This is a genomic window from Pedobacter sp. G11 (genome assembly GCF_003860265.1).
Classification (GTDB): Bacteria; Bacteroidota; Bacteroidia; order Sphingobacteriales; family Sphingobacteriaceae; genus Pedobacter; species Pedobacter agri.
Genome location: NZ_CP034190.1, coordinates 3,914,617 through 3,932,893, shown reverse-complemented (window position 1 = coordinate 3,932,893; position 18,277 = coordinate 3,914,617). Strand labels below are relative to the sequence as shown.

Annotated in this window: 11 protein-coding genes; all 11 read right to left on the bottom strand. The window is 38.5% G+C overall.

The window, feature by feature from the left end; translation table 11 throughout:
- Positions 1–92: 92 nt before the first annotated feature.
- The 11 genes from EA772_RS16875 to EA772_RS16825 all read right to left on the bottom strand — a co-directional run bounded on the left by EA772_RS16875 (position 93) and on the right by EA772_RS16825 (position 18,234).
- Positions 93–3,509 (bottom strand): glycosyl hydrolase, encoded by a 3,417-nt coding sequence (locus EA772_RS16875; RefSeq protein WP_124914231.1) that lies wholly within the window; start codon positions 3,507–3,509, stop codon positions 93–95.
- A gap of 103 nt (positions 3,510–3,612) precedes the next feature.
- Positions 3,613–4,905 (bottom strand): L-fucose:H+ symporter permease, encoded by a 1,293-nt coding sequence (fucP, locus tag EA772_RS16870; RefSeq protein ID WP_124914230.1) that lies wholly within the window; start codon positions 4,903–4,905, stop codon positions 3,613–3,615.
- 117 nt (positions 4,906–5,022) lie between these two features.
- Positions 5,023–5,463, bottom strand: coding sequence for a MaoC/PaaZ C-terminal domain-containing protein (locus tag EA772_RS16865; protein WP_010603407.1), 441 nt, complete (start codon positions 5,461–5,463; stop codon positions 5,023–5,025).
- Positions 5,464–5,705: 242 nt separating this feature from the next.
- Entirely contained in the window at positions 5,706–6,797 is a 1,092-nt protein-coding gene (locus tag EA772_RS16860) for a Gfo/Idh/MocA family protein (RefSeq protein WP_124914229.1), read from the bottom strand.
- Positions 6,794–8,032, bottom strand: coding sequence for an extracellular solute-binding protein (locus EA772_RS16855; RefSeq protein ID WP_124914228.1), 1,239 nt, complete (start codon positions 8,030–8,032; stop codon positions 6,794–6,796). Before EA772_RS16855 ends, EA772_RS16860 begins: the two co-directional genes overlap by 4 nt.
- Positions 8,025–9,188 (bottom strand): CaiB/BaiF CoA-transferase family protein, encoded by a 1,164-nt coding sequence (locus tag EA772_RS16850; RefSeq protein ID WP_124914227.1) that lies wholly within the window; start codon positions 9,186–9,188, stop codon positions 8,025–8,027. Before EA772_RS16850 ends, EA772_RS16855 begins: the two co-directional genes overlap by 8 nt.
- A gap of 318 nt (positions 9,189–9,506) precedes the next feature.
- The gene (locus EA772_RS16845; protein ID WP_124914226.1) at positions 9,507–10,658 is read right to left on the bottom strand and encodes a CaiB/BaiF CoA-transferase family protein; all 1,152 of its coding nucleotides are present in this window, start codon (positions 10,656–10,658) and stop codon (positions 9,507–9,509) included.
- Entirely contained in the window at positions 10,655–11,815 is a 1,161-nt protein-coding gene (locus EA772_RS16840) for an ABC transporter substrate-binding protein (RefSeq protein WP_124914225.1), read from the bottom strand. The genes EA772_RS16845 and EA772_RS16840 overlap by 4 nt, the downstream gene beginning before the upstream one ends.
- 50 nt (positions 11,816–11,865) lie before the next feature.
- Positions 11,866–14,334: a beta-galactosidase GalB gene (gene galB, locus EA772_RS16835; RefSeq protein WP_246833980.1), complete on the bottom strand. Its 2,469-nt coding sequence runs from the start codon at positions 14,332–14,334 to the stop codon at positions 11,866–11,868.
- Positions 14,335–14,376: 42 nt separating this feature from the next.
- On the bottom strand, positions 14,377–15,480 hold the full coding sequence (locus tag EA772_RS16830; protein ID WP_124914224.1) for a glycosylase: 1,104 nt from the start codon (positions 15,478–15,480) through the stop codon (positions 14,377–14,379).
- Positions 15,481–18,234, bottom strand: coding sequence for a family 78 glycoside hydrolase catalytic domain (locus tag EA772_RS16825; protein WP_124914223.1), 2,754 nt, complete (start codon positions 18,232–18,234; stop codon positions 15,481–15,483). It abuts the gene before it with no gap.
- Between the last annotated feature and the right edge of the window lie 43 nt (positions 18,235–18,277).

Genomic DNA, 18,277 nt, shown 5'->3' with positions numbered 1-18,277 from the left:
AGTTATATATTTTTTATTGCTGTCATTGCGAGGCATGAAGCAATCTCCTTTATCGAAATAGATTGCTTCGTACCTCGCAATGACGATTAGTTTTACTTCTCCTCCAACTGTATTACAACTGGTCCAAATAAACCTGCGGGATTTAAAGGTTTACCCTCTAATCTAAATGGTGCTGTTGTTTTTGTAAGTCTTTTATTTTCTGGCAATTTACTATCGCCAATTAAACGATTTGCCCAGGTATTTACCATTTCAATTGTAATTTTATTTTCGCCTTTTTTGATGGCTTTGCTAATGTCCAATCTGTGCGGAGCTGTCCATAAAGTACCACAAGTGATACCGTTAATTTTAACTTCAGCCATACTCGAAAACCCACCCAAATCAATCCAGGCATTTTCTATTTCTCCTTTGTATGTGAAACTTTTCGAATAAATAGCGGTTCCAGAGTAATATTTAATTAAACTATCTGAATGTTTAGTCCAATCGATTAGTTCATTAAAAATAACAGCCTTAGATGGACCACCATAAGCAGCATCGAATTGAACCTGCCAGTTATTAGAAATATCCTGAACGGTCTTAAATTTATTGGAATTTAGCCCAGCTTGTAATTGTGTTAACTCTGTTTTATCTTCAAAAATTACAAATAGAGAACCGTTAGCTGGCAATTTTAAATTAAAAAAAGTTCTGCCATCTTTAATCGACCAGCTTTTTAAAGCTGCTGTATCATTGGTTACCGGGTTGTAGATTTTAGGCACCATTCCGTTTATCCTAAATGAAAAATTAAATTCTCTTTCTTTAGCCTCTTGATTTGAGATAAAGTAGATATCTGAATCAGCAGTTTTTCTGTGAGTGAATGTTACATTTTTGGTTGGGGGAATTACGGAGTTTAACATTGAAGAAATTTCATTTATATCCAAATCCTTTTCCAATCCCAAGCTGTTAAAATCGTTACCCTCGAAAGGAGCTTTATATACCTGCCCTAAACCAATGTTCTTAACATAAATTGGTTTACCACCACTTTTAAATGAATCAAAGTTACTTCCCCAAATTTCTTCAACCAAACTATCAAATTCTGATGGTTTAATTTGTTTTAAACCAGATTGATACAACGGCTTATCTCCAACAATTACTTTAGCCCCAGCTTTTATCAAATCGGAAAGAATCTTCACCACCTCATAACTCATATATTGATAATTTGGGTTCATTTTCATCGCTCCTGGAATCACCAAAATTTTATAAGCTGCACCACTTTCAAAAACCACATTACCATCTTTAACAGTAGCAGTACTCAATACATCTGGATTAAAACTATCATAGGCATAGCCACGAAGTGGGTTTACCCAATTTTCCGGGTCGGCCATGTTTGCGGAATGGGTAACACCTGCCGGGATTTGCCTTAACGGTTCTCCTGCATTTGCTAATCGTTTCTTTTCGGCTTCAACAACATCATTACCAAAAATCCCAGGTAAAGTTTCTACTAATCTATCAGGCAAAACCGAACGACGAGGCAATTCTTCGCCTGTAAAAACGGCAATATCTACAACAGGGTTTCCTTGCTGCAATAGGTTTTGTGTTCGCTCTGCATAATCAACCCAAGCTTTCCCGAGTTTCCACCAGGTTTGGTCGCGTTGAAAGTACAAACCCACCCCATCTAAAGTTACACCAGGTTTTCTATCGGTAAAAGGATTTTGAACGAAAACGTGATATACCAACTTGTTAATTCCAAGCGCATAATTTCTATCCTGTAAGGTTTTCATATTCGCCGGACTTTCATTCCAATCCATTCGAACAGTAGTAAAAGCCTCTGCCTGAATAATGTTTTTGCCGTAAATATGTGCGCCAGAAATGGCGTCAAGCATATCATTTGGTTTATCATGTGTTGGGCTGTTTAACCAAAACTCACCCATTGGAACATCAACAGTTTTATAATGCATTAAACCATCGCTCATCATGGTTGGTGCAATACTTTCAGCAGTAAAGGTTACACCTCGCTCCTTTGCCAAAGCAGCCAAAATTTTATAAAACTGGTCAATAACCAATTCTGAAATCGTCTTTCTTACATCATACAAGAAATCCTCAGATACTTGTACGCTTTCTACAGGTAATCCAGTCATGATTGGCAGGTAAGGCGTTAAATCATAACCTCTGCGTTTTAAAAACTCAGCTTTAAATAAAGGCGACCAATTCTGACTACCACATTCCCAGCTATCGACATGGAAAGCACTTAAAACTTTCTTCGCAATTTCTGGTCCACCGTGTTTAAGTGCTTCACCATACCAACTATCAAATTGCAACTTAACTGCCGCAGGATTAAATTTATCGCATTCTAGTCCTTTACCTCCGCCAGCTGTAGCATTGGTATGCCCTGTTGATGTATGTCCGACTCTTAAAATTGTCCAGTTTCCTTTTGGGGCTTTCCAATTCAAAGTTCCATCAGGATTTAATTTATCAGTCAGGTTGATGATTTTATTTAACGGAACACATAGATTTTTAGCGATTTGCTCGTCTGTGCTTCTTTTGCTTATTCTCCAGACCGAACCATTTTTACCTTCAAACTGATTGATTTTTGCCTCTCCAGATAATTCGAGATTAACCAGTTTTAGTGATGGCTTCCACTTTGCGGCATCTAAATCTTCCGCACCGGGTTCGGAACCCTTTTTATCATAAATAAACCTGAAATATTTCGCGGTTGTCGGCACGATAGAATGCGTCACATCTTCATCAGTATCTTGCCATCCGTGGCGTGGCGCTTCCAATCTACCAATAGAGCGAAAGTTTTTGCCGTCATCACTCACTTCTATAGCCAATCTTTGTGCCTGGTAATTATTGCCGCTGATTTTGATGGTCACTGTACGGCAAGTAAAAGGTTTTTCAAATTCGTATTGAACGTAGCAAGGTTCATTCGAACCAAAGCTTTTTTTATTTCCAACCTGAACCAAACCTGTGGCATCAGCACCGTTACTCGCCGTAATTTTGGGAACAATTGTTCTTGTTGAAACATTAATATCAACAGGCGATGGATAAGCGTATACCGCTATATCTTGATAATAATTTTCTTGATGCTCTGGTTTAGGTAAGTTTATTTTACCAATTGAATGATTGACATTTAACTTAGACCAAACTACTTTTTGCATCGAGAGTTCGGGAGTTATCCAAGGCCCACCTGCAAGCGCAAAACCATCGCTTACATGCATCCCGATTTTCAGGTTCAAACGTTTGGCTTCATCCATGGCAAACTCTACCAACTTCCACCATTCTGGTGTTAATTGAATTGCTGGAGGAGCATAAACTGGGGTTTTATCTGGCCCTTGAATACTCATTAAATAAGCACCTGCAATTCCATTCGTTTTCATGGCTTCTAAATCGGCTGTGATGCCTGCTTTAGAAACCGCACCCTTTACCCAATACCAAAATACCCATGGTTTTGAATTTTCGTTCTGTTGCGCATTAAGCGTAAAGCTGAAAGCACAAAGTAGAAAGAACAAGAAGATTTTTTTAAGTATTGGTTTCATTATTATTTTTTTTCTTCATTGCGAGGTACGAAGCAATCCTAAAGTACTCGCTATAAACTAGAGTTGTAAGATTGCTTCGTACCTCGCAATGACGATTTGTGATTTATTTATGAGCTATTTTATAACCTCGCAACCCGAAATACAAAATAATTAAATAACAAACCAAAGGGATGCTATAGCCGATTTGGATGTTATCTCCATACATATCGATTAGCGAGCCCATTCCAAAGGGTAATATTGCACCGCCTACAATCGACATAATTAACCATGAAGAGCCTGGTTTGGTGTCTTCTCCAATGCCGTCTATTCCTAATGCAAAAATTGTTGGGAACATGATTGACATGAAGAAGCCTAATCCACCAAGCGCATAAACGATAACTACACCACTTCCAGTAATGGCAACGATACTTAACAAGACTGAAATGACCGCGTATATAGCCAATAATTTGTTTGATGTGATAAACTGTAAAAGTGCTGTGCCAGCAAAGCGGCCAACTGTGAACAACAAACCGTAAATAGCCAAATATGATGCAGCTGTTTTTTCATCAAAACCACCACCTTGCTGCGCCATCCGGATAAAAAAACTGGTTACACAAACCTGTGCACCAACATAGAAAAACTGAGCAATTACAGCCCACCTTAAGTGCTTGTGGCGTAATGCGCCAAAAAAACTTCCTTTCGCCTCGCCATCAACGCTTTTAGTTTTGATTTCTGGCAGATGAATGAAATAGAATATCACCGCAATAACCAGCAAAATTATTCCCAGGGTGATGTATGGGGTTTTAACAGATGCTGCCTCTTCAAGGAAATAATTGTTTCGGCTGGCTTCTGTCATTGCTGCGAGCTCTTCTTTCGTATGTGATTTTCCTGAAAGAATAAAAAGGCCGCCAATTAATGGCGCCACCATTGCGGCCAAACCATTGAATGAAGCTGCCAAATTTAATCGGCTAGTAGCTTTCGATGGATTACCTAAAACTGCAGCATATGGATTAGCAGAAGTTTCGAGCATCGTTAATCCACAGCCAATGATAAAAAGTGCAATTAAAAAGGTGATATAGGAGAGATTATTTGCTGCAGGAACAAAAAGAAAAGCACCAAAGGCAAAAGCCAGCAACCCAGAAATCATGGTGGCTTTATAGCCCCACTTTTTTAAAATCATACCAGCTGGTATCGCCATTAAGAAATATGCAAAGAAAACAGAAGTATCAATTAATGTTGATTGACTATTGCTTAGGTTACATGCTTTCTTCAAATGTGGAATTAAAATTGAATCTAAATTATGTGCCATTCCCCACAAGAAAAACAAGCTCACGACCAATATAAATGGCAATAAATATTTCTTTCCTGATGATTGGTCGCCTTCAGTAACGATTTCGGGTAATGTATTGTGGTTCATTATATTTGGTTTATTTTGGTTCAGTGGTTTATTTGTTCAATAGTTCACTAGTCATTAGTTAGCGATGTATTATCTAATAATCTAAGTCATTAGTTTAGTTATGCATCTCGACTAGAACTATTTCTTCTTAACTACAAGCAAATGGTCGCAGACTAACACAACCTCTCCGTGTTGGTTAATGATTTCTACGTGTTCAGTAACCGTTCCGTATTCAGGTCTTTTGCTTTCTCCTTTTTCCGAAATTGTGATTTCAGAATGAATGGTATCGCCAATAAAAACAGGTTTTACGAAACGTAGTTTATCATATCCTTTAGACATGGCTTCAGGATTAATTTCTGATGCCGTCAAACCGATGCCAATGCTAAAAATCATTGTTCCATGGGCAATACGTTGTTTAAAAGGTTGCGTTGCACACCATTCTGCGTCCATGTGGTGCGGAAAGAAATCGCCTGTATGACCTGCGTGAACGACAAAATCGGTTTCCGTTATTGTGCGCCCCAAGGTTACACGTTTATCTTGCAATTGGTAATCTTCAAAAAAAGTTGATTTGAAATACATAATTTTATTCTTAATAGCTCGGTATGTTACAACCATTTATTTTTTTGTCTTAGCCAGACGGGCTCTTTTCTTTTGACCGCAAAAGAAACAAAACTCCCAGCTTAAAATTTTTCTATTAAAGGAACTGCGTTGGCTTTGAAATTGCATTCCGAAAAATTTGTTAGGCTGGATTTTAGTAGAACGATTTTTAGTGCTTTGGCCTTTCAATATGCAAATAGCGTGTGCACCCAAACTTTCAACCTTTAACCTTTAACTTTCAACTCAAAACCCGAAACCTTAACCCCTCCAATATCACTCGATTTATAGGCACTTTCTACAACCGCCATCGTTTGTATCACATCTTCGACGCTGGTTTGCAGCACGGCTGCGCTTCCCTCATTGAATCGCATTAGATTTGCCATTGTTCCAATAAAAGCTTCAGGAAACCAGGAGCCATCTAACTTTACCGTTTGCCACTCATGCGCTTTCCCCTTTTCAACAATACAATATTCAAAAACATCGGGAACGCCATGAGGATAATCCATCAACAAACCAATTTTTGCTACGATTGCGCCATTGGTTCCCTCCCATTTGATATAACTTTCCTGGTGGTTCGGACCAAAATCATGGTCGTGGTTGGTGTTGATGACCGCATGCATCGTATCGCCATAATCAAATAAAATCGTAGAACGGGATGACGATAAATCTTTTGCTGGATGCTTTAAGGTTTTCGCCAAAACACTTTGCGGATTGCCCAAGAACGAGCGAATTAAATCTACATAGTGAATGCTGTGGTATTGAATTTCCAATCTCGGATGAATGATGACATGAGGAAAAATTTCCCATGGCGTTTTAATGGTTACGCGAACTTCCATATCATAGAGTTCACCGATTAAACCCTTATCAATCAAATATCTCGCAGCACTTACAAACGGTGCGAAACGCAGCTGAAAGTTTATTGCTGCTTTTAAATTTTTCACCTTGCATAATTCCAAAATTTCATTGGCCTGAGCAAAATCATCGCCCATTGGCTTTTGAATTAAAACCGCACTACCATCAGGTAACTGATTTAAAGCATCAATATATTGTGCAGGCATGGTAGTTAAATCGTAAACTGCGTTTACCGGCGCATTGGCTACAGCTTCAGCAACTGTATTGAATACGTTTGGAATGCCAAAGGTATCTGCTAATTTTTGCGCCCTTTCTCTAGTTCTGTTTACAATTCCAAAAACTTCAAAACCTGCAATTTTATAAGCTGGCAAATGCGCATCGGCAACAATTCCGCCTGCTCCAATGATGATAATGGGCTGCTTCGTTTCTGGTAATTCTGGCTTATATTTTATATCAATACTCATTTATCAATTTCGTTAATTTGGTTTTGGGCAAGCTGAATCAATTCCGAACTTGGCGTATCGGTATTGATGGCCTGCAAAACCATTTTATCAATTATCGCTGCAATAGCAGCCCAATTCTGTTTTTGAGGAAGTGTTTTTGCCACTTCATGAAGCTGTTCTAGTTTATGATAATAAGGTATGGCTTTGTTAATTTCATTATCTTTCCATGTTGAGATTCTGCAACCAATTCCACCCTCCAAAGTCAGCTGCTTGTCTTGTTCTTCAGCCAGTGCGAAACGAAGAAAATCGTATGCGATTGCTTTATTTCTACCGCCTTTGGCGATGGTATAAAGCCAATATACATTTAAAGATGCTGAGTTTTTACCAGCTACAGTTGGCAGTAAATCAACATCAATTTTACCTTTAACTTTTGAATTTTCATCTACTTCGCACATTGCGGCAAAACCAAACCAGTTAATCATCATCGCTGCTTCGCCTTGCGAGAAAGCGATCCCAGCCGCTACTGATTCAAATTCGGCAGATTTCGGATGAACAGCGGTTTTATCATTTACAATTTCCCTATAAAAATTTAAGCCATCAATTGCAGCCTGTGTATTGATTTGGATAAAACCATTTGTATCAACCAAACTTCCTCCCCTGGTCCACAGTTGTAAACAAAAATCGAAAACAGCATTGTGACCGTCAGGATAACAGGCAAATATGCTTCCGTATAGGTTATTTGCAGGGCGATTAAAAAACTGCGCAACCTGATGAAAGTCTTCCCATGTTTTTGGAACTTCTAAGGCTTTGCCAAATTTTTCGAGATAATTTGCTTTTTCCGTTTCATGCTCAAATAAATCTTTCCTATAAATGAAACATTCAGGCCCATCGTGAAAGGGTAAACCCACCACTTCCCAACCAAATCGCTGCAAACTCAAAAGAGATTTGCTCCATCCCTGTGGGAAATCTTGTGGCTTATTCCTATTGATGTAAGGATTTAAAATTTCAACATCTTGGTTCGAATAGGTTTCCAGAATCCAATCGGTGCTGATGTGAGCAACATCGAAATTACCATTAGCCAAACCTTTTTGTGTTATGGTTGCATCATAAAGTTCATGTAAATCCATCACCACCATTTCCAGCTTCAACTTACAGCCCGAAAACGCACAAAATTTGTCCCAGAATTTCTGCATTGCAGACTCAAAAGGAGCAAACTTGCGAACGGCAATCCTGAAAGTTTCAACCTGGTTATGCATTTGCAATGGTGTTCTGTGTGATAAATTCTTTAATGATTTTTTCGTTATCCTGCCCTAATTTCGGCGAACCCTTTGATGACGTTAATCGTTCGCCATCAATGCGAATCGGGCATCTGGTTGTTTCATATTTATAGCCATCAACCATTTCTACTTCCTGTATCATATTTAAAACCTTGAAACCATCGTGTTCCATCAAGGCATTCCAATTTAACACGTCAGCACACCATATATCAGCTGGCTCTAAAATAGAAAGCCAATTTTCAGTTGTGTTTAATAAAAGATGTTCAGCTAAAATCGCCTTAATTTCATCACGTTTATCAAATGCCTCACTTGGCTCTAAATAATCTTCCAGCTTTTCACAACCTAATAACTTACCAAGTCGCGGAATGGAACCCATCGCCAAAGCTAAATATCCGTTTTCTGTTTGATAAATTCCGTATGGCGCCCCCAAATAAGCGTTTGCATTGTTGTTTTTCGAACGCTCTGGCAATGCGCCACCATCGTTCATAAAAGTAGTAATGGTTTCAAACTGAAAATCGTAAGCCGATTCCATCATACTTACCTGCACAAAACCACCCTCATTTTTTATCGCTTTGCGATACAAACAAGCTAAAAGACCTTGCGCTAAATGTGCGCCAGCCAACATATCAACAATGGATAAACCCATTGCAACAGGGCCGCTATCGGCATTTCCAGTTAGCGAAGTTAAACCTGTAACTGACTGTAGCAACAAATCCTGACCAGGTTTATTTTTCCATTCTGTCTCCGTTCCATAGCCCGAAATTTCGCCATAAATAATTGATGGATTAATAGCAGTTACGGATTGATAATCGAAACCTAAACGTGCCATTACGCCCGGACGGAAATTGTGAATCATTACATCTGCTTTTTTAAGCAGTTCGCGAACCATTTCGCAATCTTCCTCATCCTTTAAATCAACTTCAAAGCTTTCTTTATTTCTATTGATGGCATGAAAAACCGATGATTCACCATTCATAATCAAGTTTGAGGTATATAGCGTACGGCAGATATCGCCTACACCTAAACGCTCAATTTTGATTACACGGGCACCCATGTCGGCTAAGCGCAAGCTCGCCGATGGCCCAGAAAGAAACTGGCTGAAATCGATAACTAAATAATCTTCAAGCGGTCTCATATATTTTATTTTTTTGTTAAAACCTCGTCATGCTGAAATCATTTCAACATCTTTTTGCTTAAGGCCCTGAAATAAATTCAGGGTGACGGCTGGATTTATTTTATTTCATTCTAATTGTCATTCTGAGCTTGTCGAAGAACTTTTATTGCGTTTCGACAGGCTCAACGTGACAATTAGCTTACTACTAACTCCTTATTTTACTATTTACATTCACACCTCGTCATTGCGAGGCACGAAGCAATCTCTTCTTTTTGTGTAAACTGTAAAAAGCATTTTTTAAATGAAATTGCTTCGTCGTACCTCCTCGCAATGACGGACTTAAGTTAATTCAAACTCTTTATTAATCTCTTCTGTATTAAAACCCAATTTTGGTGCAGCTTTTGCAGCAAACAATTTTTCATTATCCAATCGAATTGGGCTAACTGTAGTTTTGATTTTAACACCTTTCCCTAAATCCAAATGTTGCTCTATCTCTAATTTTTTATAGGTATTCAAAGCAGTAGCCGTTTGGTAATTCAATACTTCTGCACACCAAATTCCATTACTTTCTAAAAGATTAACCCAAAACCCAGTATCATTTTTCTTGAACGTTTCCGCCAATCGGATAATCAATTTATCGCGGTTTTCGAACGCAGAACCCGCTTCGACATATAAGTCATCGATGTCACATTTGATTATGGCGCAAATATTTGGAAGATTACCCATTGCCATGGCGATATGTCCGTTTTTGGTTTCATACATTCCGTAAGGTGCACTCAGGTAAGCATGTGCGCTACCTTTCGCTCCACTTCTATCCGGAAGTTTTCCTCCATCATTCAGGTAAGTGGTAATTACTTCAAACTGAACATCTAAAATAGATTCTAGCAAACTCACCTCCACCAAAACACTTTTATTGATTTTTGCTCTTTTAATTAATGCTGCCATAATCCCCTGAGCCAGATGGTTTCCACACATAATATCAGAAACTGAAAGCCCGAACGGAACAGGTCCATCGGTATCCAGGCCTGATAAAAAAGTTAGACCTGAAACCGATTGCACCAATAAGTCCTGACCTGGTTTATTGCGCCAAGGCCCGTCATTTCCATAACCAGTAACCATTCCGTAAATAATTTTCGGATTAATTTGCTGAACATTATCGTAATCCAGACCAATTTTTTCCATTACACCCGGACGGAAATTATGCGTCATAACATCAGCTTTGCTGATTAATTTCTTCAACTTTTCTAAATCTTCAGGATTTTTTAAATCTGCGGCGTAACTTTCTTTATTGCGGTTAATGGTATGAAACAGCAAACTATCGTCATCAACAAAAAGATTTTTGATGGATAATTGGCGGCAAGCATCTCCAGTTTTTGGTCGCTCGATTTTAATTACACGGGCACCTAAATCAGCTAATTTTAATCCAGCCGATGGACCTGCCAGAAACTGGCAGAATTCTAAAACCAAAAGTCCTTCTAAAGGTCTGTTCATGATAATACCAAAGTTTTAGATTTACGGTACAATTCGTTCATTTGATTTAAAACCTGGATTTCATCGCCACCATTCATTAAATAATCACGAACGACATCGCCTGCGTGGTCTTGAAAATACATGGAACCATGGTAACGCGGACGAAGAAATGCCCTCTGCAAAGCTGGTAATGTATTGTAAAAATAATTCTGGCTTTGGCGATTAACTTCATCATTTTTCCATGCGGTTAAATGTCCTGGCTGTCCACCGTTTTCGAAAAATAACGTTGACTGACACGCAGGTGAACCTACAAATTCTACATATTTGGCTACGACATCAAGTTCTTCGCATTTAGAGGAAATAGCCAATCCTGTTCCGCCCAAAGTGCTTCGTAGATTATTTTTTCCATCCAATGAAATCATGTCGTGGAAATGCAAAACTTTACGGGCATAACCGTTTCTCGAGTAATTTGAATAGCCGTAAGCAAATGGACAGTAAGCAATTTCATCCGTTTTAGTCATTGCTTCATAAACCTGAATTGGATTTCTATCGAAATTTGCTTTATCTATTTTGGAAGCCAACTCCCGGTACATTTTCAAAACTTTAATACCTAAACTTTGCGAAACCACCTCTTCGTCGTTTTGGCAAGGGTCTTCGCCTGATGAGCAGCAAAGTGTGTAAAAGTTCATTAAAACATCTATCGGAATACCTGCGAATGCAACCAATCCTTTATCGGCAAGTGCTAATAAATCTTCAAATGATTTCGGTAATTCTAATCCTTTTTCGGCTAACAAATCTGGTCGCGATGCCGCTACAGGCGTTGCCGCATCAATCGGCAATGCCCACAAATGCTCATCGTAAAAATAGCTTTCATAAGACTGACCAACCGAATTCCTTTCCTGGTCGGCCAGATAATCATCAGAAAGATAAAAATCCAAAGGAACAATGGATTTTGTTTTCGCTGCAAAACCCGCCCAAGGATGGTCGATCACCAACAAATCAAATCGCTCTGCTAATTCCTGGATGGAGAAATCAGCAAACTGCTGCAAACTTCTTTTCTCCCAGGTAATGTTAACATTTGGGTACAATTCAGAAAATCGCTGTGCCGTTGCCACCATTGGCAAAAGCCCACGACTGTGGTTCCATGTTATTCCTTTTAAATTAATCGTCTTCTCCACTGATCTTAATTTTATATCTTTTTAGTTCCCAACCACTATATTGATCGGGATTATTTTGTTGTAATGGTTATTGATGAACTTGCCAAACCCTTGGCGTTTGCCGTCAGTTTAATACTTCCGGCCTTTTCCGTTGATTGAAGAATAGCCAAACATAAACCGTGAAATGCTTTGCGGTAATTTGCTTTAAATGGTTCCAAACTTGCCTGAAAGCCGTTATCTACGCCGGCAATAAAACCATTTCCTTCTATCTTAAAATCAACTAAGTTATCTGCATTTGGAACCACATTTCCAGCCTCATCCAAAATGCGAACGGTGATGAAAGATAAATCCTTGCCATCGGATTTAATGTTTTTTCTATCCGCAATTAATTCAATTTTTGCAGGTGCTCCTGCAGTTCTTACCTCGCGAACCAAAACATCTTTTCCGTTTTTACGAGAAACCGCTTTTAATGTTCCAGGCTCGAAATTTACATTCCAAAGCACATGTAAATCATCATTCTGTTTTGACTTTTTGCCTAAAGATTTACCGTTTAAATAAAGTTCAACCTCGTCAGCATTGTTGTAATATGCCCAAACTTCTACTGATTTTCCGGTTTCCCAGTTCCAGTGTGGCAAAATGTGTAAAACCGGTTTGCTGGTCCACTCACTTTGGTACATGTAATAAGAATCTTTTGGAAAGCCCGCCAAATCTACAATTCCGAAGTACGAACTTCTGGCCGGCCATGGATAAGGTAATGGTTCACCTAAGTAGTCGAAGCCTGTCCAAACGAACAAACCTGAAACATGGTCGTATTTCTTAGCTTCTTTCCAGGTTTCTTCATGGGTAGAACCCCAGTAAGCAGAAACATTATCGTATGATGATGCAGACCATTCTTTATTTCCTTCGGTAAATTTGGTTTTACCGTCTCTTGGCCAGCGGCGAATGGTATCTGCAGTATCGTAAAAACCTCTTGTTTCTAAAGCTGATGTAGTTTCAGTAGCTAAAAATTTAACTCCAGGATAGTTTTTAGGAAAATCAGCATATTTCTTGTGGTTGTAGTTTAATCCATAAATATCTAAAGCTTTAGCTTGATAAATGAAGTTTTTAGTAGAATCAGTTTCTGTTAAAGCCGAAATAACCGGACGGGATTTATCCAGATTCTTCACAATGCCAACCAGTTCTTTCGTAATTGCAATGCCGGTACTATCAAACTGCTCCCGAATTTCGTTACCAATGCTCCATAAAATGATTGATGGATGGTTTCTGTCGCGAAGAATCATATCCTCCAAATCGCGCTTGTGCCATTCGGGATAATTTAAATGATAATCGTTTTTAGTTTTTTTCTTGGCCCACATATCAAAAGCCTCATCCATAACTAATAATCCCATTTTATCACATAAATCTAAAAACTCTGGTGCTGGCGGGTTATGAGCAGTCCTAATTGCATTCACGCCCATTTCTTTCATAATTTGCAATTGACGTTCCATCGCCCGAACATTTACCGCAGCACCTAAAGCGCCTAAATCGTGGTGTAAACAAACACCCAGAAGCTTCATCGGCTTTCCGTTTAATGAAAAACCTTTTTTAACATCGAAATTGAACGATCGAATACCAAATTTGGTTTCATAACTATCAAGTATTTTTCCATCCTGAACAATTTTGGTAACCAACGTATACTGATATGGGTTTTCGACAGACCATAAAACGGGATCCTTAATATCAAACACCCTATCTATCTCTAAACCAGAAGTATCTATTTTCACATTCTGTTGTATTGCGTTTGCAATCAATTTTCCGCTGGCAGTAAACACAGAGTTGGTGATAACAACAGTTTGCATTTTTAATGTTTTGTTTTGAATCTGAGCCTGAAACTCTACCCTGCCCGATTGATCTGCTGTTACAAAGGTCCCCCATTTTGCGACGGCAACTTTCGCTGTAGAAGTTAACCAAACATTCCGGTAAATACCTGAACCGGAGTACCAACGAGAATCTGGTTGTGCAGAATTGTCAACTTTAACTGCAATAATGTTTTTTCCAGCCTTTAGAAACTTACTGATCTCGTAAGAAAACGATGCATATCCATACGGACGTTTGCCTAAATATTTACCATTAACCCAAACTTCTGAGTTTTTATAAACGCCATCAAATTCGATGGTAATTAATCTAGATGCGAAATTTGCAGGTGCTGTAAATTCTTTTCTGTACCATCCAATTCCAGTAGGCAAACCGCCACCCTCTGGTTTTGCGGGGTTTTTCTCATCTAATTTACCCTCAATGCTCCAATCATGTGGCAAAGTTAGTTTACGCCATTTTGTATCGATAAATGCAGGCGATTTTGCGCCAGGCTCATCACCTAAAAAGAATTTCCAGTCTTTGTTGAAGCTGGTTCGGGTGCGAGTTTCTGTTGTCGGATATACTGTAGTGGTCGTCATTGCGAGGCACGAAGCAATCTTAGTACGGTAGCCATCTAAACCTCTAGTTCGAAGATTGCTTCGTGCCTCGCAATGACGAGATGCGAATATCATAGATACTAAAAGCATCAAACTTAAAACCTTAAAACAACCTTGCATCTTCATATCTTACTATTGGACAAAATTCACTTTACTTTTACCTAAATCTTTCGATGTTGCTACTGCAATACCTCGTTGATCTTGTTTGTTAACCGCACAGTAAAAATGGTAAACCACACCTTTATGCTTTAGTACAAAAGATTTGTGTGCGTACAATTCATCATATTTTTCTGATGATTCAATCAGGTTATTGCCATTCCAATCCGTCCAGTTTACCAAATCTTTAGAAACGGCAAATCTATTAAACGAACCTTTTCTATCTTGCCAAAAAGCACCAAAATAAAACATCACATAATTTTTTCCAATTTGTTGAATTACGGCATCACCAGTAATTCCAACCGGATGATGAACCACTGGATTTTTCTGAAAACGTTTCCAGTTTATCATATCATCAGAAACTGCCATTCCAATTCGCTCGTACCAACGTGTTTTTTTATTATTTGTTAAAGAATCGCCAACCGCATTATAGTACATCACAAAGCGATGCCCTGTTAACCGGCTTTTGTCTTCAATTACAGTGCTTTTAAATAATTTATTGCGATTTTCCCACCAGCGCACATCTTGATCCGATGAACTTAGAACTGGTTTAGCTAATCTATTCCACTCCTGAACAATTGATGGGTGTTTTGGAGTAGAAGCCATCCCGATGGATAATGGTTCCACTTCATAACCTTTTTCTTTGCCTCCGAAATACGACATCCAATATTTACCATCAAATGTTTTAGCGTGGTAACTTCCACCCCATTTCATATCCAACAAAGCATTGTATCCCGCTTTTTGATTATCATCCCATTTACCAGAATCTTCAAAAGACATAAGTTTTCCAAGATTCTCCCAATGCAGTAAATCCTTACTTTTTGATAACCAGGTTTCGTAACCACGACCGCTGAAAATCAGGTAAGTCATGTACCAATCTTTGCCTTTTCTAAAAATGGTTGGGCAATCCATTTTATGGTCTTTATCAGTTGGAACCATAACCAAACCATATTTATAAGGTGTTCTTACTTCCTGATAAATTTTTTCCATTTCAGTTTGAGAAACAGGATTTTTAATCTCCTGAGCAAATGCAGAAAAGCTTGATAACGCAACAAATATGTATATCCAAATCGCTCTCATCTATCTCACATTAAATTTATAAGTTCCCGAACCGATAGAAATTTTTGTCTTTCCATTTTCAAAACCAATAGTTTGGAAAGCGACATTATTTGTCTCATTAACTTTTTGATTAGCCGAAACAGGAAGATAGACCACAGCTGTTGTATTCACAGGAATTTTTACATCAATCTCGAAACCATTATTCACTTTTTTCCAGGCGGAAGAAATTTCACCATAAGAGGAGTTGTAGCTTACATTGGCCGAGGTTAAATTTCCGACTACTTCTGGTTGAATTCTTATTTGCTTAAAAGCAATGGAATTTTCATCCTGACGGATACCGCCGATGCCACTATATAGCCATTCCATTAGATGTCCTAACATAAAATGATTATTTGAAACGGTTGGCAAAGCTGCCCAGCTTTCGGTTAAAGCTGTAGCGCCTTTTGCTATTTGCATTCCATAACCAGGTACATCCGAACGACTGTTCATATCAAAAATCACATCTGATTTTCCTGCATCTTCCAAAACTCTTAACACGTAGCGGTAACCGATGTCGCCAGCTGTCAAACTGTTTTTCCGATCTCTGATATCTTTCACCAGATTGTCAATCACAGCATTTTTATCTTGATCCTCAACTAAACCCATGTAAATAGCCATGGCATTTGCTGCCTGAGAACCCGTTGCGTACTGTTTAGTTTTACTATTGAAAAACTTATTGTTGAATGATTTTCTAACTTCTACCGCCAGGTTAGCGTAAGTTATTGCATCTGCTTTTTTACCTAAAAGCGTTGCCATTTTCTCTAAAATCTTTAGATCGTAATAATAAATTGCAGTTCCGGTTACGCCCATGGGTGTTAACTGAGAAACGCCAGGTGGCTTCGGACCTAAATCATACCAATCTCCTAAACCTTGTGATAGGATATGATTATCAGCCTTGGTGGCTAAATAGTTGATATAACGTTGCATCATTGGGTAATAATCAACCATTGCCTGCCTATCTCCATACCACTGATATAAATACCAGGGCAATAAAATACCACTGCTTCCCCATTCTGGAGAATCGCGAAACATATCGCCGCCCCATTCGAATTTCACATATTCGGGTGCTATTTCAGGAATCAAACCGTTTGGCAACTGAGAATTTTTCATATCCGCTAAGGCTTTTTTGAAAAGCGGCGCTGCATCGTAATTGTAGCCAACAGAATTCCCCATTAAATGCAGTTGCTCTAACCAACCTAATTTTTCACGGTGCGGACAATCGGTAAAAACGCTTACCATATTGCTCTTAATCGACCAATCTATCAAGTTAGAAGTTTTGTTGAATAGTTCGTTCGACGTAGAGAATTTCCCAACTTGATCAGCAGCATTTCTAACATGGAGTGCAACCAGATCTTCAATAACAGCTTTGCCTGATGTATTTTCTTTTCCTTTAGGATTGCCACCTCTAACCTGTAGATAGCGAAACCCTGTATAAAAGAATTTTGGTCGCCAGGTTTCTAATCCATCGCCTTTCAAAATATAAGTGAAGTACGATGGTCCGCCAATATTTTTTTGTGTAACTGAACCATCTTCTTTAATTAGTTCGGCTGGTGTTATTCTAATCGTATCGCCTTTTTTACCGCGAACTTTTAATTCTATGATGGCTGATGAATTTTGACTCAAATCGTAAACCCAATCTCCATTCATTGTATTGATAATATTTTTTGGAGAAAATTTATCAAAAATTTTAACAGGTTCTTCTTTCTGAGCTTTCAGCTGTGGCCCATCTACAATCAGCGCTGGTTTCCATTTACTATCATTGAAGCTAGCGATATTCCACCCTTTTTGCTCGAGATTTGCATTATAATCTTCGCCGCCATAAATGCTTGAAAACGTGACTGGAGATTTATCGGTTTTCCAAGTCTGATTGCTGATGATGTTATCAGATGTGCCATCAGTATATTCAACCAAAACTCGGCAAATCATCTTCGGGTAACCATAAGCTACCTTTAATTTTCTGTATCTATCTTTTACTGGCGGAACATAATAAAAGCCGTTACCCAGCATTATGCCAATGGCATTTCCGCCTTTTTTAATTTGCTTCGTTAAATCATAAGTAACATACAAGGCCTCTTTATCGTACTTCGTCCAGCCTGGTGCAAGAAAATCATCTCCAACTTTTGTTCCGTTAAAACTCATCTCGAAATGACCTAAACCAGAAATAAAAGCTGTAGCTTTTTTAACCATTTTAGTTACCGAAAAATCTTTACGAAACATTGGCAAAACATTGTTGGCGTTGTATTTATCTTTCTTTCCATCTGTTGGCAGGATATTGACATTTGAATCGACTAACTTTTCATATGCAATCCATTTTGCCCCTTTCCAATCCTCCGTATTTAACAAACCCATTTGCCAGAAAGCAGTTTTACTCCAGGCCGACTCATTGTTGTAATTGTTCCAAACCCGAACTTTCCAATAATAAGTTTTAGTGGATAAAAGTTTGGCACCGCTATATTTCACCTGAATAGATTGCGATGAAATTACTTTTTTAGTGTCCCAAACCTCTCCAATGTTCTTCTCCAAATTAGCTTGACTGCCTGAAACCAGAATTTGATAAGCAGTTTGCATCACATTGTGTTTAGATGATTGCAATTTCCAACTCATGCTGGGTGAAACAAAATCTATCCCGATCGGGTTATTTCGATAACCACAACTCAAATGTGCAACTTTAATATCCTGTGCAAAAAGCGGAATACTTAGCAAATACAACCAAGAAAAAATTACGACTTTGCTCATGAATTGATTTACATCTATTGCCGATGTTTGTTAGGTTTATAAT

Coding starts and splice junctions, on each gene's coding strand:
- EA772_RS16875 (WP_124914231.1), bottom strand. CDS start 3,509: ATGAAACCAATACTTAAAAAAATCTTCTTGTTCTTTCTACTTTGTGCT.
- fucP (WP_124914230.1), bottom strand. CDS start 4,905: ATGAACCACAATACATTACCCGAAATCGTTACTGAAGGCGACCAATCA.
- EA772_RS16865 (WP_010603407.1), bottom strand. CDS start 5,463: ATGTATTTCAAATCAACTTTTTTTGAAGATTACCAATTGCAAGATAAA.
- EA772_RS16860 (WP_124914229.1), bottom strand. CDS start 6,797: ATGAGTATTGATATAAAATATAAGCCAGAATTACCAGAAACGAAGCAG.
- EA772_RS16855 (WP_124914228.1), bottom strand. CDS start 8,032: ATGCATAACCAGGTTGAAACTTTCAGGATTGCCGTTCGCAAGTTTGCT.
- EA772_RS16850 (WP_124914227.1), bottom strand. CDS start 9,188: ATGAGACCGCTTGAAGATTATTTAGTTATCGATTTCAGCCAGTTTCTT.
- EA772_RS16845 (WP_124914226.1), bottom strand. CDS start 10,658: ATGAACAGACCTTTAGAAGGACTTTTGGTTTTAGAATTCTGCCAGTTT.
- galB (WP_246833980.1), bottom strand. CDS start 14,334: ATGCTTTTAGTATCTATGATATTCGCATCTCGTCATTGCGAGGCACGA.
- EA772_RS16830 (WP_124914224.1), bottom strand. CDS start 15,480: ATGAGAGCGATTTGGATATACATATTTGTTGCGTTATCAAGCTTTTCT.
- EA772_RS16825 (WP_124914223.1), bottom strand. CDS start 18,234: ATGAGCAAAGTCGTAATTTTTTCTTGGTTGTATTTGCTAAGTATTCCG.